The organism is Sphingomonas sp. dw_22, assembly GCF_018449795.1.
Taxonomy (GTDB): domain Bacteria; phylum Pseudomonadota; class Alphaproteobacteria; order Sphingomonadales; family Sphingomonadaceae; genus Sphingomonas.
The window spans coordinates 66495-89101 of sequence record NZ_JAAVVE010000007.1 but is presented as its reverse complement, the minus strand read 5'-3'; the positions used below and the strand labels follow the sequence as shown (position 1 = coordinate 89101).

Here is a 22607-nt window from a genome sequence, read left to right as displayed (position 1 = left end):
TCTATTATACATATTGATATTGACGACGTGCTATTCTGATAAGTAAGCTGCCCCAAAACAAAATGAGGGGATGGGTCGTGAAGCGTCGTGAGCTTTTGAGGACCGGAGCCGCGATGGCGGCCTTCGCGGGCGCGGCGCCGCTGGCCCGGGCCGAAGCGGCGGGGACGGCTCCCGCGCCCGTCCCGGTTCCTCCGAAGCCACAGCAACAGGCGATCGCCACCCGGCCGCTTGCCGCCGGTCTCGAGCGCGAGTTGCTGCCCAAGCCGCCGCTTCCCCTGCTGGCCAAGAGCTCCGGGCCCAAGGTCACCCCCATGTCGCGCCGCGAGCGGCTGCGCCGCAACGCCGTGCCGCGCCGGGGCGTGTGCAGCACCGTGCCGGCCGCCGGCTTCCGCGACACATTGCTCTCCGGCAACGGCCCGATGTATCTGGAGCTGACCGGCGCGCCCTATGCCGAGCAGCTCCAGTTCCGCCACGAGCGGCTGATGCTGCCGTGGCGCCGCCCGTTCGAGGCGCCCGACGTCGCCGCCGAGCTGCCCGGCATCCGCAAGCTGCTGCTGGCCGGCAAATATCGCGAGGGCGTGAATCACGCCTTCGAGGCGCTCTCCGCCGCGGGCCTCCCGGTCAACACCAAGGCGCATCCGACCATTCCGGCCTTCAGCATGAAGATCGAGATGCCGGAGACGCCCGCCGTCACCGACTATCTGCGGACGGTCGATTTCGAGAGCGGCGAGATCCGCGTGCTGTGGCACGACAATCGCGGCGACTGGGTACGCCGCACCTTCGTATCGCGCCCCGACAATGTCGCGGTGCAGGAAATCCGCGCGCCCGGCGGCAGGCCGGTCAGCGCGACGATCAGCCTGCAACAGCCCCAGGTCGGCCGGCACGACGGCCCGGTCACCTTCCGGCAGGAGGGGAACGAGGAGCACCTGATCCTCACCGGCCGCTTCGATCCCTCGGTCAACGGCAACGGCTATGCCGGCGTGGTCCGAATCGTCCGCAAAGGCGGCACCGCGCGGCTCGACGGCGACCGGCTGGTCATCGAGAATGCCGAATCGATCGTGCTGCTGACGCGCATCCAATGGTTCAAGGATTTCGCCCGGGAGCTGGTCGACAGGCTCGTAGCCGGCATGGCCGGGCTGGACGGCGACTATGACGCGATGCTCGCGCGCCACCGCCCGATCCAGTCGGAGATCATGAACCGCGTCACGCTCGATCTCGGCGGCGCCAGCCAGCGCGGCTTTTCGGGCGAGGAACTGCTCGACGACCAGCGCACCCGCACCGATTACGCCCCCGCCTTGCTCGAACGGATCTTCGACATGGGCCGCTACTGGATGCTGCTCTCTTCGGGCGAATTCCCGGTCCAGCCGATCGGCGGCGAGGTCAACATCAACATCAACCTCCAGATGGCGCCCGGCGCGATGGCCGACCTGCCCGAGGTGATGCGGCCCTATTTCAACTGGATCGAAGGCATCCTGCCCGATTGTCGCGCCAACGCGAAGAACATCTTCGGCGCGCGCGGCGCGGTCTTTCCGCTGATGCCCAACAAGGAGTTCGGCGTCAGCTATCACTATGCGACGACCGAGGGCGCCGGCATCTGGCCGCACCCCTATTGGATCTCCGCGGGCGGCTGGCTCTACAGCCCGTTCTGGGACTATTACCTCACCACCGGCGACACCCGGTTCCTGCGCGACCGCGTCGTGCCGGGCCTCAAGGAACTGGCGCTGTTCTACGAGGATTTCCTCTCGATCGAGGACGAGCGCGGCAATTACGTCTTCGTGCCGAGCTTCTCGCCGGAGAACTGGCCGCTCAACGCCCAGCCGCTGCCGACCGACGCCTGGCCACTGACGCCCTATGACGCCTTCCACATGGCGCCGCCTGTGCCGTTCGTCATCAATTCGGCGATGGACGTGATGGTGTGCCGCGAAGTGCTGACCCATCTGATCGAAGCGTGCGAGATCCTGGGCAGCGATGCCGACCGGATCCCGAAATGGAAGGCGATCCTGGCCAAGATGCCGCCCTATCGCACCACCGACGACGGCACGCTGAAGGAATGGGGCTGGCCGGGCCTCGACGAGAATTACGACCAGCGCCACGTCTCGCATCTCTACGGCGCCTGGCCGTCGGACGAGATCCAGCCGGCGCAGTCGCCCGATCTCGCCCGCGCCGCGCTGATCGCCGATCGCAAGCGCGGACCGGCCAATTCCTCGGCGCATGGCCTGTGCCACCGCGCGCTCGCAGCGGCACGGCTCAAGGACCGGCATCTGGTCGACTGGGAGATCAAGCAGCTCCTCAACCAGGGCTATTTCAACCAGACGCTGCGCAGCTCGCACAATCCCTATAGCGGCCCCCAGCCCGACGCACAGGGCGGCCTCCCCACCATCCTGATGGAGATGCTCGCCTATTCGCGGCCGGGGCTGATCGAGATCCTGCCGGCGCTGCCCGCCGACCTGACGCGCGGGAGCATCAACGGCATGCGCGCGCGCACCTTCGCGCGGATCGACCACCTGCGCTGGGATCTGGATGCGCGCACGGCGGAGATCCAGATCACCTCGCTCCGCCCACAGACGATCACGCTGGTCGCCTGGCACGGCATCGACTCCGCCGCGATCAGCGGGGGCACGCTGAAGCGCGGCCCGGGCGCCGGCGGGGATAGCTGCGAGATCGTGCTGCCCCAGGATCAGACGGTTACGCTCAGCTTGCGCCTTTCCTCCTCCAGCCCGCGCCGTTGGGCGCAGGCGCCCGACAACTGAGTCCCCCTCCGGGCGGGCTCGACACAGTTGGCCCGCCCATTTTTTGTGATACGCCATGAAACTCGACCGCCGCGTTCAATATGAACGTGGACGGCTTCGTCCGCCATTTCGTCAGGCGACGGTGCCCACCCGATAGCGTCGCCATTCCGGCCGGATCAGGTGATGGTCCACAAATGCAGGGCCGCTACATTCCAGCTCGATCACCGTGGTAGGTGAATCCGGCGCCGCATCGGGCAGTCCGGTTAGGCGAAGCGTGACGCCGTCCTGGGTGAATTGCACCGACTGCCCGGTCTTGAGCAGCCGCGCAGCGACCACCTTCGATCGCACCCCGCCCACCGCGATCACCGTCTCGGGCCGGTAGAAGTCGAGCCATTGCGCCGCGGGCGTCTTCGACGGCCAGAAATAGACGTGCAGGTACAGCTTGTTCCCGGCCTTGGTGAAGTTGGTGTAGTTGCCGAACGCATCCGCGGCCTTGCCCTCGGCGCCGTAGATCGATGCTCCGTTGGTCTTCAACCATGCGCCGACCTGATCGAGTACCTCGACCGATTCCCGCGGTACGTCACCCGCAGCGTCCGGCCCGATGTTGAGCAGATAGTTGCCGCCCTGCTGCACGCACAACGTCAGGTCGTTAATGATGCGCCTGGCGTTCTTCCACTCGTTGTCGGTGCGCTGATAGCCCCAGCCGAGGTTCATCGTCTCGCATGTCTCCCAGGCGCGCTGGTCCGCCGCGACCTTGTGCTCGGGTGTCGAGAAATCGCCCGCCAGTCCGTTGCGATTGTTGACGACGATGTCGGGCTGAAGATCGAACACCATCCTGTTCATCTCCTCGGCGCGCCATTGCTCAGGGGTGAGTGGCCAGGTGACGTCGTACCAGAGGATGTCGATCTTACCGTAGTTGGTCAGCAACTCGCGGATCAGGCCGTGGGTATAGGCGACGAAACGCTCGCGCGCCGCCGGGTCGGTCGCGCAGGCCGCGCCGTCCGGATGGTGCCAGTCCATCAGCGAATAATAGAGGCCGACCTTCAGCCCCTCGGCCCGCGCCGCCTCGACGAACTCGCGCACCAGATCACGGCCCGGCCCCTGCTGTACGGCGTTATAGTCGGTGAGTTTGGTATCCCACAGGCAGAAGCCTTCATGATGCTTGGTGGTGAGCACCATGTATTTCTGCCCCGCGCGCTTGGCGAGCCGTGCCCATTCGCGCGCCGCGCCGGGCTTCGGCTTGAAGTGCTTCGCGAGCAATTCGTATTGCGGGATCGGGATGCCTTCGGATTCCATCACCCATTCCTGGTGCCCGATCACGCTGTAGAGGCCCCAATGGACGAACATGCCGAATCGGGCATCCTGCCACCAGCGCATGCGCCGCGCGCGGGTCTGCTCCTGATAGGGGAACAGCGCGGGGCCGCTGGTGGTTTGCGGCGCCTCATGCTCCTGCGCTTCCGCCATGCCGATTGCGAGCGCCCCCGCGCCGGCGGCCGCTCCGCCCAGGAACGCGCGCCGTCCGAAATATGCTTCCATCTGCACCTCTCCTGTGGGGCGCCAGCCTGTCCCGGCCGGTCGCCCGCGATTGTGGATCAGCCTTCCGCCGACCAGGCGACGAATTCCTGGCGCTGCTCGCCCAGCTTCTCGATGCCGAGGCGCACCACGTCACCGGGCTTCAGATACCAGGGCTCCGGCTTCTGCCCGAGGCCGACGCCCGGGGGCGTGCCGGTGGTGATGATGTCCCCCGGCTCCAGCGTCATGAAGCTGCTGATGTAGGAAACGAGCTTCGCGATGCCGAAGATCATCGTGCTCGAGCTCCCATCCTGCATCCGCTTGCCGTTGACCTCGAGCCACATGCCGAGCTTCTGCGGATCGCCCACTTCGTCCGCGGTCACCAGCCACGGGCCGATCGGACCGAAGGTCGGGAAGCCCTTGCCCTTGTCCCAGGTGCCGCCGCGCTCGGCCTGCCATTCGCGCTCCGAGACGTCGTTGATCACGCAATAGCCCGCGACATGGCGCAGTGCCTCGGCCTCCTCGACATAGCTGGCGCGCGTGCCGATCACGACGCCGAGCTCGACTTCCCAGTCGGTCTTCGCCGATCCGCGCGGGATGACGACGGGGTCGTTCGGCCCCTGGATGCAGGTCACCCATTTGTTGAACACCACCGGCTCGCCGGGGATCGGCAGGTTCGATTCCGCCGCGTGATCGGCATAGTTGAGACCGACCGCGATGAACTGGCGCGTGCCGGCGACCGGCGCACCATAGCGCGGATTCCCCTCGACGCGGGGCAGCAGCGCGCTGTCCAGCAGCATCAGCCTGGCGAGGGCCTCGTCCGAAAGAGTTTCCGGGGTGATGTCCGCGATCACGTCCGAAAGATCGCGCAACGATCCGTCGGCAGCGATGAGGCCGGGCTTTTCGGCTCCCGTTGGACCATATCGACAAAGCTTCATGAGCCCAGTTTCCTCTATATCTGAAATGTTATAGTGCTTATCTGAGATATTAGACTGGCGTTTCAGCCAGCGTCAAACGCTCCCTGTGGTTTGAAGGTGAAAATGGCGAGGCTGCTCGAAGGCAAGACGATATTGGTCACGGGTGCGTCCGCGGGCATCGGCCGGGCCGTCGCGATCGGCGCGGCGGAGCATGGCGCGAATGTCGCGATCAACTATCACCGCGACGATGCCGGTGCCGAAAGCTGCGTGGCGGAAATCCGGGAACGGGGCCGCCGCGCCATTGCCGTCAAGGGCGACGTCGCCGACCCCGACACGGCTGGAAATTTCGTCAGCGAAGCGGTGGACGCATTCGGCAAGGTCGACGTGATGGTCTCCAATGCCGGCATCTGCCCGTTCCACAGCTTCCTCGACATGCCCGTCGCGACCGTCCAGCGCACCATGCAGGTCAACCTGCTCGGCGGATACTTCATGGTCCAGGCCGCCGCCAACCAGATGGTGGCCCAAGGCCGCGGCGGCGCGATCATCGCGGTATCCTCGATCTCCGCCCTGGTCGGCGGCGAGTTCCAGACCCACTACACCCCCACCAAGGCCGGGCTCCATTCGCTGATGCAGTCCACTGCCATCGCGCTCGGCAAGCACAACATCCGCTGCAACTCCGTCCTCCCCGGCACCATCCTCACCGAAATCAACAAGGACGACCTCGCCGACGAAGGGAAGCGCCGATACATGGAAGGCCGCATCCCCCTTGGTCGCCTCGGCCAGCCCGAGGACATGGTCGGCCCCGTCGTCTTCCTCGCCTCCGACATGGCGCAATACGTCACCGGCGCCGCGCTGCTGGTCGACGGCGGCGCCTTCGTGAACCTGCAATAGCCACGCTTTCCCCGATCCAGCGGAGTTTCCATGAACCGTCGCCAGTTGCTCAACCGCATCACCGCCGCGACTGCCGCGGCGAGCCTGCCCCGTCTCGCCTTCGCCCAGGGACCGGGGATCACGCTGTCGCTCGGCGCCGGAGCCACCGGCCCCACCATCCCCGCGGACTATGTCGGCCTTTCCTACGAAGCCGCGCAGTTCGCCAACCCGGACTTCTTCGCACCGGCGAACAAGCCGCTGGTGTCGCTCTTCCAGGGCCTGTCGCCCTCGGGCGTGCTGCGCATCGGCGGCGGATCGAGCGAATATACGAGCTATTCGGACCAGGATCCCCAGGGGCCCGCGCCCTTCGAAGTGTTCGGACCCGACACGTCGAAGACCGTCAAGCACGGCACCGTCACCACCGCGCTGGCGCTGCGCAACCTGCGCGGCTTCCTCGATGCGACCGGCTGGAACTGCATCTGGGGCCTCAATTTCGGCCAGGGCACCAAGGAGAACGCCGCTGCCGAGGCCGCAGCGGTGCAGCGCATCCTCGGGGCGCGGCTGATCCTGCTCCAGATCGGCAACGAACCCGATTCCTTCCGCACGCGCTATCGCCCGGCCGAATGGACGCCCGCCGACTTCATCCGCGAATGGAACGTCTTCCACGACGCGATCGCCGCCGCCGCGCCGGGGGTGAAGTTCGCCGGGCCGGACATCTCCAACAAGCTCGACTATCTCACCGCCTTCGCTGCCGAGACGCCGAAGCATCCGGACGTCGTCATGCTGACCGGCCATTATTACGCGATGGGTCCGGCCGGATCGCCCGACGCCACGCTCGAACAGCTCATGGAGCCCGATCCCAAAACCACGACGATGCACGCCGATCGCGTGCCGGTGGTGCAGGCGGCGGTGAAGACCGCCGGGCTGCCCTTCCGCCTTTCCGAAGGCAACAGTTGCTGGGATGGCGGCAAGCCGGGCGTTTCGGACACGCTGGGCGCGGCCCTGTGGTGCGCCGATACGATGCTGCGCTTCGCCCAATATGGCTGGATCGGCGTGAACTGGCACGGCGGCGGCAACGGCTTCTACACCCCGATCGCCGGCACGCCATCCGCCGGACTGGTGCGGCGCCCGGAATATTACGGCATCCAGTTCGCCCAGCTGCTCACCGGCGCGACCTTCGTGCCCGTGACGCTGGCCGGCGCCGGCCGCTTCGTCACCGCCTATGCGCTGGAGCGGCAAGGCAAGCGGCAGGTTGCGATCTTCAACAAGGATCTGACGCCCGCCACCGTCACCCTGCCCGCCCCGGCAAAGCGCAGCGCCATGCTGCTGACCGGCCCGGCGCGCGACGCCAGGGAAGGCGTCACGCTGCGCGAGATCGCGGTCAAGCCCGGCCGCACGGTGACCGTGCCGCCGCATTCCGCCATCCTCTACAGCCTCTAGGAGCCGCCCGCGATGATCGTCCGCCTGCTCCTGTCGCTCGCGATCCTGCTCGGGCTCGCGCTGCCGGCGGATGCCCGCCCCGCCCGGCTGCGCGTGCTGATCGTCGACGGCGTCAACAACCATGACTGGCTCGCCACCACGCCGGTACTGAAGCGGATCCTGGAGGACAGCGGCCGCTTCAGCGTCGACATCTCCACCAGCCCGCCGCGCGGCGCACCCACTGCCGACTGGGCCGGCTGGCGGCCGAAATTCGCGCGCTACGCCGTCGTCATCAGCAATTTCAACGGCGGCGACCACGGCAAGGACGTGGTCCAGTGGCCCGCCGCGGTGCAGGCCGATTTCGAAGCCTATGTGAAGCACGGCGGCGGCTTCGTCAGCTATCACGCCGCCAACAATGCCTTTCCCGGCTGGCGCGCCTATGAGGAGATGGTCGGGCTGCTGTGGCGGCCCAACGGCTTCGGCCCCGGCGTGACCTTCGACACCGCCGGCAAGCCGGTGATCCTCCCCGCCGGCACCGGGCTCAATCCCAATCACCCGCGCCGCTATGATTTCGACGTCACGGTGCGCGACCGGAGCCATCCGATCACCCACGGCCTGCCCGTCAGCTTCGCGGTCCAGTCCGAGCAGCTCACCTATGGCCAGCACGGGCCGGAAGCGGTGATACGCGACGGCGCGCTCACCTTCCTCACCTATGCCTGGTGCGCGCCGGTCAAGGAGAATGAGCCGATGGACTGGGTGCGCCGCTGGGGGAAAGGGCGCGTCTATGTCACGATGCTCGGCCATACTTGGCATGACGAGCCCTCTCCCAACCTCGCCAATCCCTGGTTCCGCACGCTGCTGCTGCGCGGCACCGAATGGGCCGCGACGGGCAAGGTGACGATTCCGATCCAGCGCTAGCGGAAACGGGAAAGCCCGACCCTAAAGGGCCGGGCCTCCCCCTTTTGGCGCCTGGGCGCGTGCCTTAGAACTTGACCGCGACGCCCGCACTGAATTTGCGACCGCTATAGGCGCTGTAGAGCGGATCCTGGCGGACCGAATCCATGTACAGGCCCAGTTCCTGGTTGGTGAGATTCTGCGCTTCCACCGTAAGCTTCACCGCGGGGGTCAGCTGATACGATGCGGTGGCATCCAGGAAGAAGGACGACGTGTTCCCCTGGACGTCGCTTCCCGCGCGACCCGACGGAACCCGGAGGAGGAACTTGTCGCGATAGGATCCGCTGGCGCGGATGCTGAACTTGCTGTCCTCATAATAGAGCGTGCCGTTCAGCGTGTTCTTCGACAGGTTCACCAGATCGTTCCGGACAGTCGTGGTGCAGGTCGCGTTCGTGCAATAGACGATCTTCGAATCGACATAGGTATAGTTGGCGAGCACGCCCAGGTTCGAGAGGAACCCCGGCAGGAAATCCAGCCCCATCTGGAAGTTGACTTCGACGCCCTTCAGCGGCCCGCCCGGCGTGTTGGTCTTGTTGGAAACCGTGAACTCGGTGTTGGCATCGTTGTTCGAGCCATTGAGCAGGGAGAGCGGCAGCCCGGTCTCGCCAAAGGGGATGTTGCGCTGGAGCGTCTGGATGAAGGTATCGATGTCCTTGTAGAAGGCGCCGACCGAGATGATCCCGCTCCTGCCGATATAATATTCCAGCGAGGCGTCCGCCGTCTTCGCCCGGATCGGTTCGAGCAGGAAGTTGCCGCTCGACACCGTGCGCGTATTGAGCGCGATCGAAACCGAGCCGGGAAGCAGGTCCGACAGTTCCGCCCGCGCCATGACCTTTGCCGCGGCAAGACGCAGGACCAGATTGCTGCTCAGATCCGCCGTGAACGTCGCCGAGGGCAGCCAGTCGTCATAGCTGCGCGACAGGGTGAGCGGCGTGCCGGCGAGCGAGCCCTGGCCCACCTGATCGGTATGGACGTAACGCACGCCGACATTGCCGCGAATCCGCACCGGCAGCGCGTCGGTATTGAACTCGACCATGCCGTAAGCCGATTTCACCGTCTCCTTCAGGTTGCCGTCGGTGGTCGTGGTGAGCGCATAGGCACCGGTTTCGTCCGAGAAGTGCAGCACCGAATCGAACTTGTCGTAATCGGGCATCGCCCAGCCCGTGGTCACATCGACCGGAAGCGACTTTCCGAAGCCGGTGAGCGGCGAGGTGACCTGGGCCATCGTCGTGCCGGCGGGAAGATCGGGCGCGATGTTCTGCGTGACCCGGCTGCGGCTGAGCGTCTCGTATTTCGAATCGCGATACTGGCCGCCGACGCGGAGCTTGAGCCCTTCGGCGATGGACCAGGCGGCATTCATCTCCGCGGTCGTGTTGTTGGTTTCGTCGCGGCCGCGCGTCAGCGCGAGCGTTCCGCGAACAGTGTTGTCGGCCGTGTTGGGAGCGAAGGCGAAGTTGGCAGGATTCGTGACGTCGAAGCCCCAGTTCAGCTCCGGAATCCGCTCGCCGTTCCGGAAGTCGTAGGAGAAGCCGTTCACGTTGTTGGCGAAGATGCCGATCTGGGTGCGCATCGGCCGGTCGACGATCGTTCGCGACATGCCGACATAGCCATCGAGCTGCAGCGCGCCGAAATCCTGCGATCCGCTCAGATTGATCTGGCTGAACGTGGTCGTGTATTTCGTGAGCGTCAGGTCGTCGGTGACGTCCACTCCGTTGAACAGGCCATAGGTCAGGGTGCCGTCGTCGGCGCGGGCGGCATCCACCACCGAAGTCTCCGCGCTGCCGTGCTGGGCAGCGTTACGCGAGAAGGAGATCGCAGTGATCGTCTGGTCGCTGCGCGTCACGTCGTACCGCGAATAGAGGCCGTCGAGGGCGAACTTCGTGTGGTCCGAGGGCTGGGCCTGCAAGGTGATCGTGGCGCCGAGACGGGAATAATCCTGGTCCGAACGGATCAGGCGCGGGCTGCGGGCGACGAACGTGTTGGCATTGTCGACCATCGCATAGTTGGCCGCATTGGTCGGCGTGTCGGGCAGGCGCGGATTGCCCGTGGAGCAATTCGCCGCCGTGGTGCCGTTCGTCGCACTGTTCGCCGGGCTCTGCGTCGGGTAGCCGACCGGCGAACAGAAGCGGTTCAGGCTCCCCTGCAGGATGTCGATGGCCGACCAGCCCTCTTCCCGCGTGTAGCGCTTGGTATAGGCGATCGAGCCGGCGACGCCGAACGTGCCGTCGAGGAACTTCTTGGACACCAGCCCCGTGACGCGCGGGCTGATGCGGTCGCGCAGGTCGTCATAGGTGCCCTGCGCGCTGGCCGCGAGGGTGAAATCGTCCTTCGCGTCCAGCGGGCGCGGCGTCTGGAGGTCCACCGTCGCACCGAGCGATCCCTCTTCCACATCGGCCGAGCTGGTCTTGCGGACCGACAGCGAGCTGAAGAGCTCCGATGCGAAGGTGCTGAAATCGAACGAGCGCGAGGAAACATAGCCGGATCGGATATCGGACGATCCGGTCGAGCTGGCGCCCTCCATGCCGTTCAGCCGGACGCGCGTGAACTGGGCGCCGAGGCCGCGGACCGAGATCGTCTTGCCCTCGCCGCCGTCGCCCCGGGTGATCGCCACGCCGGGAAGGCGCTGCATCGACTCGGCAAGGTTCGAATCGGGAAACTTGCCGACGTCCTCGGCCAGGATCGTATCGACCACGCCGGTTTCCTGGCGCTTGAGCGCCAGCGAATTGTTGAGCGATTCACGAAAACCCGTGACGACGATTTCACCGTCGGACGACGCCTCAGGCGTCTGCTGAGCATCCGTTTGCTGCTGGTCCGAAACAGGCTGCTGCTGGTCCGGGACGGGGGTGGGGTTGGCGGTCTGGGCCATGGCTGGCGTTGCGCTCGCTGCCAGGGCCAGCACCGAAACCATGCCAAAACGCGCGGCAAAGCGCCGCGAAAAATATGCCATCGGTATCCTCCCTCTATGTCGGTTCTTGCCTTTGAGGTGACGAAACCTGTATGACAGAACAACCTGTAAGACAAGATCTTAGCCGCACGCCCGGACAAATTGTTTCGGAAATGTGGCCAGACGAAAGAGGGAGGGTCTGAAATGCAGAAATCACGACGCGAATTGCTGGCCGGGCTGCCGGCGGCGGGGCTGCTCTGCACGCTCCCGGCCTTTCCGAGTCTGGCGGCGGGGCCCGCGCGACGCTTCGTCATCACCCGCTACGGCGCAGTGGCGGACGGCAGCACGATCAACACGCACGCGATCCAGAAAGCGATCGACGCCTGCGCCAAGGCCGGCGGCGGCATGGTGGTGGTGCCCGCCGGCACTTTCCTCAGCGGCTCGATCATACTCAAGCAGGGCGTCGGGCTCGAGCTCAGCAAGGGCGCGGTGCTCAAGGGTTCGCCCAATCTCGAGGATTATCCGCTGGTCATGCGCCGCTTCGTGGAAGCCTTTCCCGAGCCGCTACGCATGGCGCTGGTCAACGCCACCGGCAATCGCGGGCTGCGCATCGTCGGCCCCGGCACGCTCGACGGCAATGGCGAGCCCTTCTGGCGCATGTTCTTCGAGGCGCCCAAGGAGAATGTCGAAGGGCATCCCGTCCAATATCATTTCCCGCAGCTCGCCTTCCTCCAGGATTGCGAAGACCTGCTGGTGAGCGGCGTCACCTTCAAGGATTCGGCTTTCTGGAACCTCCATATCTATCGCTGCCGCCGCGCGGTGGTGGAGGATACGAGCTTCGAGGTGCCGCACCATATCCGCGCGCCGAGCAGCGACGGCATCGACGTCGACAGCTGCCAGGACGTGACGATCCGCCGCTGCCGCTTCTCGGTCGATGACGACTGCATCGCGCTGAAGGGCACGCAAGGGCCGGGCGCGGCTGCCTATGCCGAGGCGCCACCCACCGAGCGGATCCACATCCATGACTGCCTGTTCACCGAAGGACTGGGCTGCGTCACCTTCGGCAGCAACGGCACGATCATGCGCGACATCAAGGTGGAGCGGATCACCAATGTCGGCGACATGCCCACGATCCGCTTCAAGATCCGGCCGGACACGCCGGGCCAGGTCTATGAGCGGCTCCATGTGCGCGGCATTCGCCTCGCCCCGGCGTCGAACCCCGTGTCGCATTGGCATAACGGCGAGGTCTTCTACGGCCTGGGCCATCCCGAGACCTTCGGCGCCGACGATCCGGCGATGGGCCTGATCGTCAACGCCCGCCTCACCCATGGCACCAAGGTTCCCGCCGCCCCGCCAGGCGGCGTGATCCGCGACATCGTGATCGAGGACGTGCGCGGCACGACGCGTGGCTTCGGCAACATCTCGGCCAACGCGACGACGGCGATCTCGAACTTCACGCTGCGCGACATCGACGTGACGCTGCTGGACCCCAAGCGGACGCACCTGATCGCCAAGGGCGTGCCGGGCGTGAAGCTGGAGAATGTCCGGGTGAACGGCGAGCCGGGCGTGGTGGACGCCTGACCCGATATCCCTCTCCCCATCGGGGAGAGGGAGGGAGCCAACGAAGTCGGCGGAAGGGAGAGGGGCAGTGTGTCGTGATACGACTGCCCCTCTCCCTTCCCACCGCTTCGCGGCGGGCCCCTTCCCTCTCCCCAAAGGGGAGAGGGAGAAGCGTCAAAGCCGGTACGCGGCCTTCACCAAGTTATACGCCAGATCCTTGGCCACCGCGAACGCCTCGTCGCGGTCGAGCCGGTGCTCCGCCACCAGCCGGCCGAGGAAGCCACAATCGATACGCCGGCTCAGGTCGTGCCGCGCCGGCACCGAGAAGAAGGCCCGCGTATCGTCGTTGAAGCCGACGGTATTGTAGAAGCCGCCGGTCTCGGTCACCTGCTCGCGGAAGCGCTTCATCCCTTCGGGACTGTCGTGGAACCACCAGGCCGGGCCGATGCGCAGCGCCGGATAATGGCCCGCCAACGGGGCGATTTCCCGCGCATAGGTGGTCTCGTCGAGCGTGAAGAGGATGATCGTCAGGTCGCGCTCGTTGCCGAAGGCGTTGAGCAGCGGCTTGAGCGAGCGGACATATTCGGTCGGCGAGGGCCAGTCGTCGCCCTTGGCCTCGCCGAACGTGTCGGTGACCGCCGGATTCTGGCTGCGCAGCGCGCCAGGATGAATCTGCATCACCAGCCCGTCCTCCAGGCTCATCCGCGCCATCTCGGTGAGCATCTGGCCGCGAAAACGCTCCGCCTCCCGCGCATCGGCCTGTCCGGCGGCGACGCGAGCATAGAGCGCAGCAGCATCCGCCTGGGGCAGGTTCTCGGTATGCGCGGTCGGGTGGCCATGGTCGGTCGAGGTCGCGCCGCCATGCTCGATGAAATAGCGCCGCCGGTTGCGGAGCGCCGCGAGATAGCCTTCCCAGCTCCCCACATCCTCGCCGGTGATCCGCCCCAGCTCGGGCAGGTCGGTGGCAAAGCGCGGATGCTCGGGATCGGTGACATTGTCCGGACGGAAGGCGGTGACGACCTTGCCGCCCCAGCCGCTGGCCTTGATCGCCTTGTGATGGCGCAGGTCGTCGAGCGGGTTCTCGGTCGTCGCCAGCGCCTCGATCCGGAACCGCTCGAACAGCGCGCGTGGCAGGAACTCCGGCCGCTTCAGCTGCGCATCGATCTGGTCGTAGATCCGGTCGGCATTGGTCGGCGAGAGCCGCTCGGTGATGCCCAGCACCTCATGGAACGCATAATCGAGCCACATCCGGCTCGGCGTGCCGCACAGCAGGTGGAAATTCTCGGCGAAGCGGCGCCAGATCTTCCGCGTGTCGGTCTCCGTCCAGCCGCCGTCGATGCGCGGCACGCCCAGTTCCTCCAACGGCACGCCCTGGCTGTAGAGCATGCGGAAGATGTAGTGGTCGGGCACGATGAACAAGGTCGCCGGGTCCGGGAAGGGCTGGTTCTCGGCGAACCAGGACGGATCGGTGTGGCCGTGCGGGCTGATGATCGGCAGGTCTTTCACCGACTGGTAAAGCTCGCGCGCGATGGCGCGGGTTTCGGGATCGGCGGGGAGCAGGCGATCGGGGTGCGGCGCGAGCGGCGTTTCGGTGGTCATGGTCAGAATCCCTGGGAGGCGCCGCCGTCCACGGGCAGCAGGACGCCGGTTACGAACTTGGCGGCGGGCGAGCAGAGATAGACAGCGGCCAGGCCGATATCCTCCGCCTCGCCGAAGCGCTGCATCGGGGTGCGCTGGAGGATGCGCAAGGAGCGCGCCTCGTCGCCGTCGAGCGCCTTGCGCAGCATCGCGGATTCGATCCAGCCCGGCGCGATCGCGTTCACGCGCACGCCCTGCCCCGCCACTTCGGTGGAGAGCGCGCGGACCATGCCGACATAGGCCGACTTGGCCGCCGAATAGGCGATCACGCCCGGCATGCCGATCAGCGAGGTCATCGATGCGGTGAACAGGATGGAGCCGTGGCGTTTCGCCAGCATCCCCGGCAGCACGAAACGCGTGAGATTGTGCGCGGCGAGCACATGCGTGTCGAGCATGCCGGAGAATTCCTCGACGCTGGTGTCGACCGCCAGCTTCTTGAAATTATGCCCGGCATTGTTGGCGAGGATCGAGATGTCGCCCACCTTCTCGCGCACCCGCTCGACCAGCGCCGGCATGGTGTCGAACGCGGTGACGTCAGCGACTTCCCAGAACGCGCCCTCGCCAAGCTGGGCAGCGGCGTTCTCGATCATGTCGGGCCGGCGGCCGACCAGCACGACCTTCGCGCCGGCCGCATGCATCGCCCGCGCCATGCCGAGGCCGAGGCCCGAGCCTCCGCCGGTGATGAGCGCGACTTCGCCTTCGAGGCTGAACGCCCGTGCGTGGTCAAGCGGCACTGCGGCACCCCCTGTCCAGATCCGGCGTGTCCTGGTGCTTGTACATCACGAAATACTCCCTGTGCCCGAGCGCCTCGGGCTTGCTCGGCGTGCCCGCCGCGACATCGGCGACCATCGCTCCCAATTCGGCGGCGCACTGGTCGAGCGTCAGCTCGCCCGCCAGCACGCGGCCCGCGTCGAAATCCATGTCTTCCTGCATCCGCGCATAGGTGCGGCTGTTGCCCGTCACCTTCACCAGCGGCGCGACCGGCGATCCGATCACGCTGCCGCGCCCGGTGATGAACAGCACGATCTGGCTGCCGCCGGAGATCAGGTCCATGATGCCTTCGGTGTCGTTCGGGTTGGTGTAGCCGAACTGCATGAAATGCGGGTCGGGCACCGAATCCATCACCCACATGCCCGGCCAGGGCGGCTGCTCGCCGACGCGGATCACGCCCTGGATGGGCCGCGATCCACTCTTGGCGAAGGCGCCCATGCTCTTTTCCTCGATCGTGGTGAGCCCGCCCGCGAAATTGCCCGGCGAGATCGAATATTGCCGCACCTCACGGCAATAGCGCTCGGCCTTCGCATAGGCGGCCTCCAGCTCGCCGCGCGCGCGATCGTCGGCGGCGCGGGCGAGGATCGTGTCCTTGAGGCCGATCATCTCGACGATCTCCTCGCAGATCGCCGAGCCGCCCGCATCGACCACCGCGTCGAACAGCCGCCCGACCGCCGGATTGCCGACCAGCCCGCTCGTCCCGTCCGATCCGCCGCATTCGGCGCCCAGGGTCAGGTCGGCGAAGCCCATCGGCACGCGCGGCGTCTCCAGCCGGATGCGGTCGCGCAGGGCCCGGACGATGTCCTTGCCCTTCTCGGTCGAGGAGCGGGTGCCGCCCATATCCTGGATGAAGAAGGCATCGGCCGGGCGCCCGCTCTTCTCCACTGCCTCGGCGATCCGCGCCGGCTGGGTATATTCGCAGCCCAGCCCGACCGAGAGCACCGCCCCGACATTGGGATGCCGCGCGAGCGCCAGCACCAGCCGGATCGCATACTGATTGTCGTAGCAGCCGGGGAAGCCGATGACCTGCACATCCTCCTCGCCCGCCGCGATGGCGTGGGCGACATGCGCGGCGCACTGGACCGTGTAGATCACCAGCACGAGGTTGCGGACGCCCTTGCGCCCGTCCGGCCGCAGCCAGCCGGTCCATTGCCGGTCGAAAGGCTCAGTCATAGGCCATGTCCTTGGAAGCCCCGGTCTCCAGATCGAACCCGCCCGAACGCTCGTCGAAGCTGCTGGTGAGGTTGTGGAGGTGTACCCACTCCCCCAAGCGGATCGGTCGGCTCGCGGTGCCGATCGGGATGCCGAACTTCACCACCGCCGCACCCTTGGCGATATCCGCCAGCGCCACCTTGTGACCGAGCGCGATGGGTTCCAGCAGCGTCACTTCCCCCGCTCCCTCGCCGCGCACTTCCACCGCACCCTCGCCATCGGCGAGCAGGGTCGCGACATTATCGGCGGCGTGGATGCGGAAGGCGGTCGTCATCAGAGGATGCCGTATTTGGCGAAGGCGTCGGTGCTCGACATGCCCGCCTCGATCTCCTTGCGCACCAGCTTCTCGCCGCGCGCCTTCTCCAGCGCGCGCTCGACCACTTCGGCCTCATGCGCCGCGGGGATCACCAGCACGCCGTCGAGATCGCCGAACACCAGGTCGCCTGGCTGCACCGTCACCGGCCCCACCTCGATCGGGCAGCGATAGTCCACCACCTTGGTCCGTACGCCCGAATCCTGCGCGAAGCGGCCCCGGCTGAACACCGGCCAGTCCTGCTCCAGCACCATCGGCGTGTCGCGGTGATAGCCGTTGACCACCGCGCCATTGGCGCCCCGGGTCCGCGCGGTGGCGGTCAGGATCTCGCCCCAATAGGCGCAGCGCATCTCGCCGCCGCTGGCGAGGTAGATATCGCCCGGCTCAAGCTGGTCGAGCGCCTCGGTGAGCTTGCCGAAGGGTTGGGCCTGCTCGCCATAGACGTCGATCATCAGCACCGGCATGGCGCGGCCGATCAGCTTCATGTCCGTGACCATCGGCTGGATCGGCTGCGGCAGGAACTGGTGGACCAGCCCCAGCGTGTCGAGGATATCGCCCACCACCGGCGTGTAGAGCTCTGCCTTGAACAGGTCGAAAAGCGCTGCGTCGTTCATTGTTGCTCCATCAAGGCTGGCCGCAGTCCATCCGGGGCGATCGATGCCGCGGGCGGCCGGGGCCTCCGCAAGATCAGCGCCATGATGAGCACCGCCAGCGGATATGCCGCCGCGGCGCCGATGAACAGGACCATGTAGTTGCCGCCGGTGGCGTCGAGGATCCGCCCCACCGCCATCGCCACGAACATGCCGGTGACTCCGGCCGCGAAGCCGCCGATGCCGATCACCGAGCTTACCGCGCCCGCGGGAAGCGTGTCCGACACGACGGTATAGAGATTGGCCGAAAGTCCCTGGTGCCCAGCCGCCGCCAGCGCGATCAGCAGCACGGCGGGCCACATGCCCGACACGCCCGACACGAGCGCCACCGGGATCGGGCACATCGCCATGCACAGCATCGCGATCATCCGCGCGCGCAGCGTCGGCATGCCGCTCTTGATGAGCCGCGAGGAGATCCAGCCGCCGAAGATGCTGCCGATATCGGCGATCAGGTAGATCGTCACCAGCGGCGCGATCGATGCCATCATGTCGACGCCGAAGCGCTGGTGCAGGAAGCCGGGAACCCAGTTGAGATAGAACCACCAGACCGGGCTGGTGAGCAGCATGCCGATCGCATAGGCCCAGGTGCCGCGATAGGCGAAGAGCGACAGCCAGGGCACCCGCGCGGGCGCCGGCGCATCGACGTCGCCCGACTTGATATAGGCCAGTTCCTCGGCCGACAGGCGCCGCTGCCGCTCGGGCGTATCATAGAAGCGCAGCCACAGCGCGACCCAGATCAGCCCCAGCGCGCCCGCGATCAGGAACGCCGCCCGCCAGCCGACCAGCGCCACGATGAACGGCAGGCTGATCGGCGTCACGATCGCGCCGATATTGCTGCCGGCATTGAACAGCCCCGTCGCGAAGGCGCGCTCGCGCGGCGGGAACCATTCGCGCACCGCCTTGATTGAGGCGGGGAAATTGCCGCCCTCGGCCAGCCCCAGCGCGCCGCGCGCGAACTTGAAGCCCAGCGCGGTCGTCATCAGCCCGTGCAGCGCCGCGCTGATGCTCCAGGCGCCGACCGCGAGCGAAAGCCCGCGCCGCACGCCGATCCGGTCCATCAGCCGCCCGCCGAACAGATAGCCGCACGCATACATCAGCGAGAAGGTGGCGATGACGTCGCCATAGACGGTCTCGGACCAGCCGAGCTCGAGATCCAGGACCGGCTTGAGCAGCCCGAATATCTGCCGGTCCATGTAGCAGATCGTCGTCGAGGCGAAGAGCAGCGCGCAGATCGTCCAGCGATACCGGCCAGCCGGCGCCGGGACGGCGGCCGCTCCGGCGTCCGCGCCGATATTGGTGGTCATGCCTTCAGCTTCCTCAACGGATCCGCTTGCTTGTCAGGATCTATTTGGCGCATCCTGTAAGACAGGTCACTACCAGCTTGCACCGAAATGACGCAAGCAGCTTTTTTGGGGAAGGTCCGGCCGCGGCTGCTTGCCCCTGTGGCAAAATCTGCCGATAGACTATGGTTCAGGAGGGAATTACATCGTGCAGGCGACGAGCAATGAACCCGAAGCCGGGGGCACGAAAGCGATCGGCCTGGTCGAGCGTGTCATCGACTATTTGCGGGATCATGTCGCCAGCGAGCGGCTGCGCCCCGGCGCGAAGCTGCCCAGCGAGACGACGATCAGCCTGACGCTGGGCGTCAGCCGGCCGGTCGTGCGCGAGGCGATGCGGACGCTCGCCGCGACCGGGCTTGTCGAGATGGCGGTCGGCAAGCGCGCGACGATCGTGTCGGTCGATGGCGAGATGATCTCGCGCGTGATCAAGAACGCGGTCCTGATCGGCCAGGCCGAGGCCCCCGACATCCTCGAGATGCGCCGCGGCATCGAGATCGCGATGGTCGCACTCGCCGCCGAGCGCCGCACCGAGGCGGACATCGCCGAGCTGCAGGCGATCGTCGCCGAGATGCCGGGCCATCTCGGCAATGCCGAGGGCTATGCGAGCCTCGATCTCAAGCTGCACATGACCCTCGCCCGGGCGACCGCCAATCCGCTCTATCCGCTGCTGATCGAGGCATTCCGGCAGCTCATCGAGGCCTCGATGCTCGCCGGCATCGAGCGCTGGTCGGCCACGCCCGAGCTGAGGCGGGTGCAGGACCTGCACGAGGACATCGTCCGCGAAGTCGTCGCTGGCAACCCGGCCGGCGCGGCCGCAGCAATGGCGCAGCATTTCGACGACGCGCTCTCGGCGATCCTCGCGCCGATCATGGGCGCGGGCGTGGCGTAACTGTCCTGTTTTCCCCTCCCTGCAAGGGAGGGGAAAACAGGATTCAGCCCGCCAGCTTCGCCACCGCCCCGATCGCCACGTCGCTGCTTGCCGTCGCGCGCACCGCGCCCGCCTTGTCCGCGCTCGATCGCAACCCATCGATCTGCGCGCCGGCAACGTCGTCGAGCAGGATCGCCGGCCGCGCATCGGGCTTCTCGGTGGTGAAGGTCACGTCCTTCGCCGCGATGTTGCGCGCGTGGCGGACATAGAGGCCGAACGCCGGCAGCGTGCCCATGAAGCTCGGCTCCAGGCTGGAGTTGCGCCGCTCGGGCGGCACGCGCGCGGCGTCCTCGGCGGTCCCGCCGCCGCTGCACGCGACATGCACGCCCTCCAGCGACACATCGTCGATCGCCTTGTCCGCGATGCCGACGATGCCGCACGGATAGCGCCCGTCCGCGCCGGACACGTTGATGTCGGAGAAGCGCACCCGCCGCACCGTCCCCACCGGCGCCCCCTCCGGCGCGCGCTGCCGCGCGGAAAGGCGCACGAACAGCGGATGGTTGACCGGATTGCGCATCGTGATGTTGGCGAAGGTCACGTCCTCCAGCACGCCGCCGTCGATCGCGCCGAGCTGGAGCCCCCGGCTGTTCTCGCAGGTGCAGTCGGCGACCAGGATGTTGCGGAAGCCGCCGATCGAATCGGTGCCGAGCTTGATCCGGCCAAGCACGCCGAGCTTGTCCGGCGAGAGATAGGGCGACTTCTGATAGGTGCCGTCCAGCACCGAGCCGAGCAGATAGCCGCTGGTCTTGCAGCCGATCACCGTCACGTCCTCGCAGAACAGCAGGCGATCCATGCCCCAGCTGCTCTTGAGCACGATCGCGTCGTCCTTGGGCGCATTGACGATGCAGTTGCTCACCCGGACATTCCGGCAGCAATCGATGTCGATGCCGTCGCGATCGGTGTCGACCGTCAGATTATCGATCGTGACGTTGCTGCACCCCAGTACATAGACCGAGAAATGCCCGCCCTGCAGGATCGAGAAGTCGCGCAGCAGCACGTTGCGGCATCCCTTCAATCCAATCGACTTGTGCCCCCGCCCCTGCTGCGCCTGCTCCTTCGGGTCGAGCAGCCGCGCCTGTTCGGGCGTCAATCCCTGCGACTTGGGCGACGTCCAGTCCGCCGCGCCGTGCCAGCGCGGTCCCGGCCCTTCGCGGTCGAGCCCCAGCCCGTGGATCAGCCCCTTGCCGATGATCGCGACGTTGCGGACGCCGTCGCCATAGATCAGCGCCGGATGCTGATGCACCACGCCGAAATCGTTGAACTGCTCTTCCTGCGCGCCCTCGGGCAGGTCGTAATGGAGGCCATGCGTATCCGGATCGGCGGCGATCAGCACCGAGCCCGAGGAGAGCACCAGCGTGATGTCGTCCTTCAGCCGGATCGAGAAGCAGAGGTAATTGCCCGGCGGCACCACCACCGTCCCCCCGCCGGCCTTGCTCGCAGCCTCGATCGCCTTGTTGATCGCGCCGCTGTCGATCGCCCTGCCGTCGCCCTTCGCGCCATAGTCGCGCACATCGTGGAAGGTCCGCAGCCCGCCTGCCGCCCGCACCGGCATCGCCGCCATGGCGAAGGCCGCGCCCATTCCCAGCGTGAATGCGCGGCGGCCGAACTCCGCATTGGCCAGCAGCAATGGCGATGCGCCCGTCATCGTCTATCCCCTTCCCGTGTCGTTTGATGTTGTCGGGAAGGTGTAGCCGCCCTATCCTGTAAGACAAGTTCAAAGAAGCGAGGATGCCGCATGCGCGTCGAGAAGTTCGAGACCTGGATCTGCAACCGGCCCAAGGGGCTGTTCGACGAGGACCGCGAAGGCGCGGCACCGATGCCGTGGAGCTACGGTGTCGGCCGCATCACCACCTCGGACGGGATCGAGGGCATCGCGACTTTCTGGGCGGCACGCTCGGGCGCGATCACGGACGCCTATCTGTCCGACGTCATCGCGCCGGTGATCCTGGGCCGCAGCATCCATGATCGCGAGAAGATCTGGCACGATTTCTGGAACATCGATCGGCACGGCGCCTTCTTCCCGGTCTTCCTGCCCGGCCCGATCGACGTGGCGCTGTGGGACGCGGCGGCGCGCACCGCGGGCCTGCCGCTCCACCGCTATCTCGGCAGCTACCGCACCAGCCAGCCGGTCTATGCGAGCAGTCTGTGGCTCCCGGCGATCGAGGATTACGTCCGCGAGGCGCTGCACTACAAGGAGCTCGGCTTCAAGGCGTACAAGGTTCATCCCTGCGGCCCGAGCAGCATGGACATGGCGATCCACGCCGCAGTGCGCGAGGCGGTGGGCCCCGACATGATCCTGATGACCGATCCGGTCGCCGAATATACGCTGCCCGAGGCGATCCGCGTCGCCCGTCACCTCGAAGCGCTGAACTATTACTGGTTCGAGGAGCCGTTCCGCGATTACGAGCTCGACAAATACGCCAAGCTCGCCGCCACCGTGGACATCCCGATCGTCGGCACCGAGACGACGCGCGGCGGCCCCTGGGGCGTCGCCCAGGCGATCAAGGCCGACGCGCTCGACATGGTCCGCGCCGACGTCTCGTGGAAGGGCGGCATCACCGGCACGCTGAAGGTCTGCCACCTGGCCGAGGCGCACGGCATCAATTGCGAGCTGCACACCACCACCATGGGGCCGATGGACGTCGCCAACCTCCACGTCGCCTGCGCGGTGCGCAATTCGGAATATTTCGAGCTGTTCGTCCCCGAGGACACGTTCCAGCTCCCGATGAAGCAGAGCCTGCGCGACCTGATGGATGCCGAGGGCAATATCCATGTCCCCGAAGGGCCGGGGCTGGGCATCGACATCGACTGGGACGTGGTGGACGACAATTGCGTGTCGCACCGCGTTTTCAACGCCACGTCGAAGGCGCCGGCATCCTAGACATGCCGCGCGCCCGATCCTGCGATACC

The 22607-nt window shown here is 66.6% G+C and carries 17 protein-coding genes; 7 read left to right on the top strand and 10 right to left on the bottom strand.

Annotated elements, in window-relative coordinates:
• Positions 1–113 precede the first annotated feature (113 nt).
• Positions 114–2750 carry a glycoside hydrolase N-terminal domain-containing protein gene (locus HB724_RS05205; RefSeq protein ID WP_213979846.1) on the top strand — a complete coding sequence of 879 codons (2637 nt, stop codon included), beginning with the start codon at positions 114–116 and terminating at the stop codon, positions 2748–2750.
• A 111-nt stretch (positions 2751–2861) separates the two neighbouring features.
• Here the strand turns inward: HB724_RS05205 and HB724_RS05200 are convergent, their stop codons facing one another.
• A complete protein-coding gene (locus HB724_RS05200) occupies positions 2862–4265 on the bottom strand; it encodes an alpha-L-fucosidase (protein ID WP_213979845.1) in 1404 nt (467 codons plus the stop codon).
• A gap of 56 nt (positions 4266–4321) precedes the next feature.
• Positions 4322–5179, bottom strand: coding sequence for a fumarylacetoacetate hydrolase family protein (locus tag HB724_RS05195; RefSeq protein ID WP_213979844.1), 858 nt, complete (start codon positions 5177–5179; stop codon positions 4322–4324).
• Positions 5180–5281: 102 nt separating this feature from the next.
• Here HB724_RS05195 and HB724_RS05190 point away from each other — a divergent pair, with 102 nt between their 5' ends.
• The 3 genes from HB724_RS05190 to HB724_RS05180 are packed head-to-tail and all read left to right on the top strand — an operon-like array spanning position 5282 to position 8365.
• Positions 5282–6049 (top strand): SDR family NAD(P)-dependent oxidoreductase, encoded by a 768-nt coding sequence (locus HB724_RS05190; RefSeq protein ID WP_213979843.1) that lies wholly within the window; start codon positions 5282–5284, stop codon positions 6047–6049.
• Positions 6050–6079: 30 nt separating this feature from the next.
• Positions 6080–7468 (top strand): hypothetical protein, encoded by a 1389-nt coding sequence (locus HB724_RS05185; RefSeq protein WP_213979842.1) that lies wholly within the window; start codon positions 6080–6082, stop codon positions 7466–7468.
• 12 nt (positions 7469–7480) lie between these two features.
• On the top strand, positions 7481–8365 hold the full coding sequence (locus HB724_RS05180) for a ThuA domain-containing protein (RefSeq protein ID WP_213979841.1): 885 nt from the start codon (positions 7481–7483) through the stop codon (positions 8363–8365).
• Positions 8366–8429: 64 nt separating this feature from the next.
• Here the strand turns inward: HB724_RS05180 and HB724_RS05175 are convergent, their stop codons facing one another.
• A complete protein-coding gene (locus HB724_RS05175; RefSeq protein WP_213979840.1) occupies positions 8430–11348 on the bottom strand; it encodes a TonB-dependent receptor in 2919 nt (972 codons plus the stop codon).
• 141 nt (positions 11349–11489) lie between these two features.
• Between HB724_RS05175 and HB724_RS05170 the strand changes: the two genes are divergently transcribed.
• Entirely contained in the window at positions 11490–12866 is a 1377-nt protein-coding gene (locus HB724_RS05170) for a glycosyl hydrolase family 28 protein (protein ID WP_213979839.1), read from the top strand.
• Between the two features lie 153 nt (positions 12867–13019).
• Here the strand turns inward: HB724_RS05170 and uxaC are convergent, their stop codons facing one another.
• The 6 genes from uxaC to HB724_RS05140 are packed head-to-tail and all read right to left on the bottom strand — an operon-like array spanning position 13020 to position 18733.
• Positions 13020–14444 carry a glucuronate isomerase gene (gene uxaC, locus HB724_RS05165; protein WP_213979838.1) on the bottom strand — a complete coding sequence of 475 codons (1425 nt, stop codon included), beginning with the start codon at positions 14442–14444 and terminating at the stop codon, positions 13020–13022.
• Between the two features lie 2 nt (positions 14445–14446).
• Positions 14447–15217, bottom strand: coding sequence for an SDR family oxidoreductase (locus HB724_RS05160; RefSeq protein ID WP_213979837.1), 771 nt, complete (start codon positions 15215–15217; stop codon positions 14447–14449).
• A complete protein-coding gene (locus HB724_RS05155) occupies positions 15207–16427 on the bottom strand; it encodes a UxaA family hydrolase (protein ID WP_213979836.1) in 1221 nt (406 codons plus the stop codon). The genes HB724_RS05160 and HB724_RS05155 overlap by 11 nt, the downstream gene beginning before the upstream one ends.
• Positions 16420–16740, bottom strand: a complete 321-nt coding sequence (locus HB724_RS05150) for a UxaA family hydrolase (protein ID WP_213979835.1) — start codon at positions 16738–16740, stop codon at positions 16420–16422. The genes HB724_RS05155 and HB724_RS05150 overlap by 8 nt, the downstream gene beginning before the upstream one ends.
• Positions 16740–17393, bottom strand: a complete 654-nt coding sequence (locus tag HB724_RS05145; RefSeq protein ID WP_213979834.1) for an RraA family protein — start codon at positions 17391–17393, stop codon at positions 16740–16742. The genes HB724_RS05150 and HB724_RS05145 overlap by 1 nt, the downstream gene beginning before the upstream one ends.
• Positions 17390–18733 carry an MFS transporter gene (locus tag HB724_RS05140; protein WP_213979833.1) on the bottom strand — a complete coding sequence of 448 codons (1344 nt, stop codon included), beginning with the start codon at positions 18731–18733 and terminating at the stop codon, positions 17390–17392. Before HB724_RS05140 ends, HB724_RS05145 begins: the two co-directional genes overlap by 4 nt.
• Before the next feature lie 184 nt (positions 18734–18917).
• Between HB724_RS05140 and HB724_RS05135 the strand changes: the two genes are divergently transcribed.
• A complete protein-coding gene (locus HB724_RS05135) occupies positions 18918–19658 on the top strand; it encodes an FCD domain-containing protein (protein ID WP_213979832.1) in 741 nt (246 codons plus the stop codon).
• A gap of 43 nt (positions 19659–19701) precedes the next feature.
• Here HB724_RS05135 and HB724_RS05130 read toward each other — a convergent pair whose 3' ends face one another.
• Entirely contained in the window at positions 19702–21342 is a 1641-nt protein-coding gene (locus HB724_RS05130; protein ID WP_256731333.1) for a glycosyl hydrolase family 28-related protein, read from the bottom strand.
• A 90-nt stretch (positions 21343–21432) separates the two neighbouring features.
• On the opposite strand from HB724_RS05130, the gene HB724_RS05125 reads away from it, so the two are divergent.
• The gene (locus HB724_RS05125; protein WP_213979831.1) at positions 21433–22578 is read left to right on the top strand and encodes an enolase C-terminal domain-like protein; all 1146 of its coding nucleotides are present in this window, start codon (positions 21433–21435) and stop codon (positions 22576–22578) included.
• Positions 22579–22607: the final 29 nt, after the last annotated feature.

Coding starts and splice junctions, on each gene's coding strand:
- HB724_RS05205 (WP_213979846.1), top strand. CDS start 114: ATGGCGGCCTTCGCGGGCGCGGCGCCGCTGGCCCGGGCCGAAGCGGCG.
- HB724_RS05200 (WP_213979845.1), bottom strand. CDS start 4,265: ATGGAAGCATATTTCGGACGGCGCGCGTTCCTGGGCGGAGCGGCCGCC.
- HB724_RS05195 (WP_213979844.1), bottom strand. CDS start 5,179: ATGAAGCTTTGTCGATATGGTCCAACGGGAGCCGAAAAGCCCGGCCTC.
- HB724_RS05190 (WP_213979843.1), top strand. CDS start 5,282: ATGGCGAGGCTGCTCGAAGGCAAGACGATATTGGTCACGGGTGCGTCC.
- HB724_RS05185 (WP_213979842.1), top strand. CDS start 6,080: ATGAACCGTCGCCAGTTGCTCAACCGCATCACCGCCGCGACTGCCGCG.
- HB724_RS05180 (WP_213979841.1), top strand. CDS start 7,481: ATGATCGTCCGCCTGCTCCTGTCGCTCGCGATCCTGCTCGGGCTCGCG.
- HB724_RS05175 (WP_213979840.1), bottom strand. CDS start 11,348: ATGGCATATTTTTCGCGGCGCTTTGCCGCGCGTTTTGGCATGGTTTCG.
- HB724_RS05170 (WP_213979839.1), top strand. CDS start 11,490: ATGCAGAAATCACGACGCGAATTGCTGGCCGGGCTGCCGGCGGCGGGG.
- uxaC (WP_213979838.1), bottom strand. CDS start 14,444: ATGACCACCGAAACGCCGCTCGCGCCGCACCCCGATCGCCTGCTCCCC.
- HB724_RS05155 (WP_213979836.1), bottom strand. CDS start 16,427: ATGACTGAGCCTTTCGACCGGCAATGGACCGGCTGGCTGCGGCCGGAC.
- HB724_RS05150 (WP_213979835.1), bottom strand. CDS start 16,740: ATGACGACCGCCTTCCGCATCCACGCCGCCGATAATGTCGCGACCCTG.
- HB724_RS05145 (WP_213979834.1), bottom strand. CDS start 17,393: ATGAACGACGCAGCGCTTTTCGACCTGTTCAAGGCAGAGCTCTACACG.
- HB724_RS05140 (WP_213979833.1), bottom strand. CDS start 18,733: ATGACCACCAATATCGGCGCGGACGCCGGAGCGGCCGCCGTCCCGGCG.
- HB724_RS05130 (WP_256731333.1), bottom strand. CDS start 21,342: ATGACGGGCGCATCGCCATTGCTGCTGGCCAATGCGGAGTTCGGCCGC.
- HB724_RS05125 (WP_213979831.1), top strand. CDS start 21,433: ATGCGCGTCGAGAAGTTCGAGACCTGGATCTGCAACCGGCCCAAGGGG.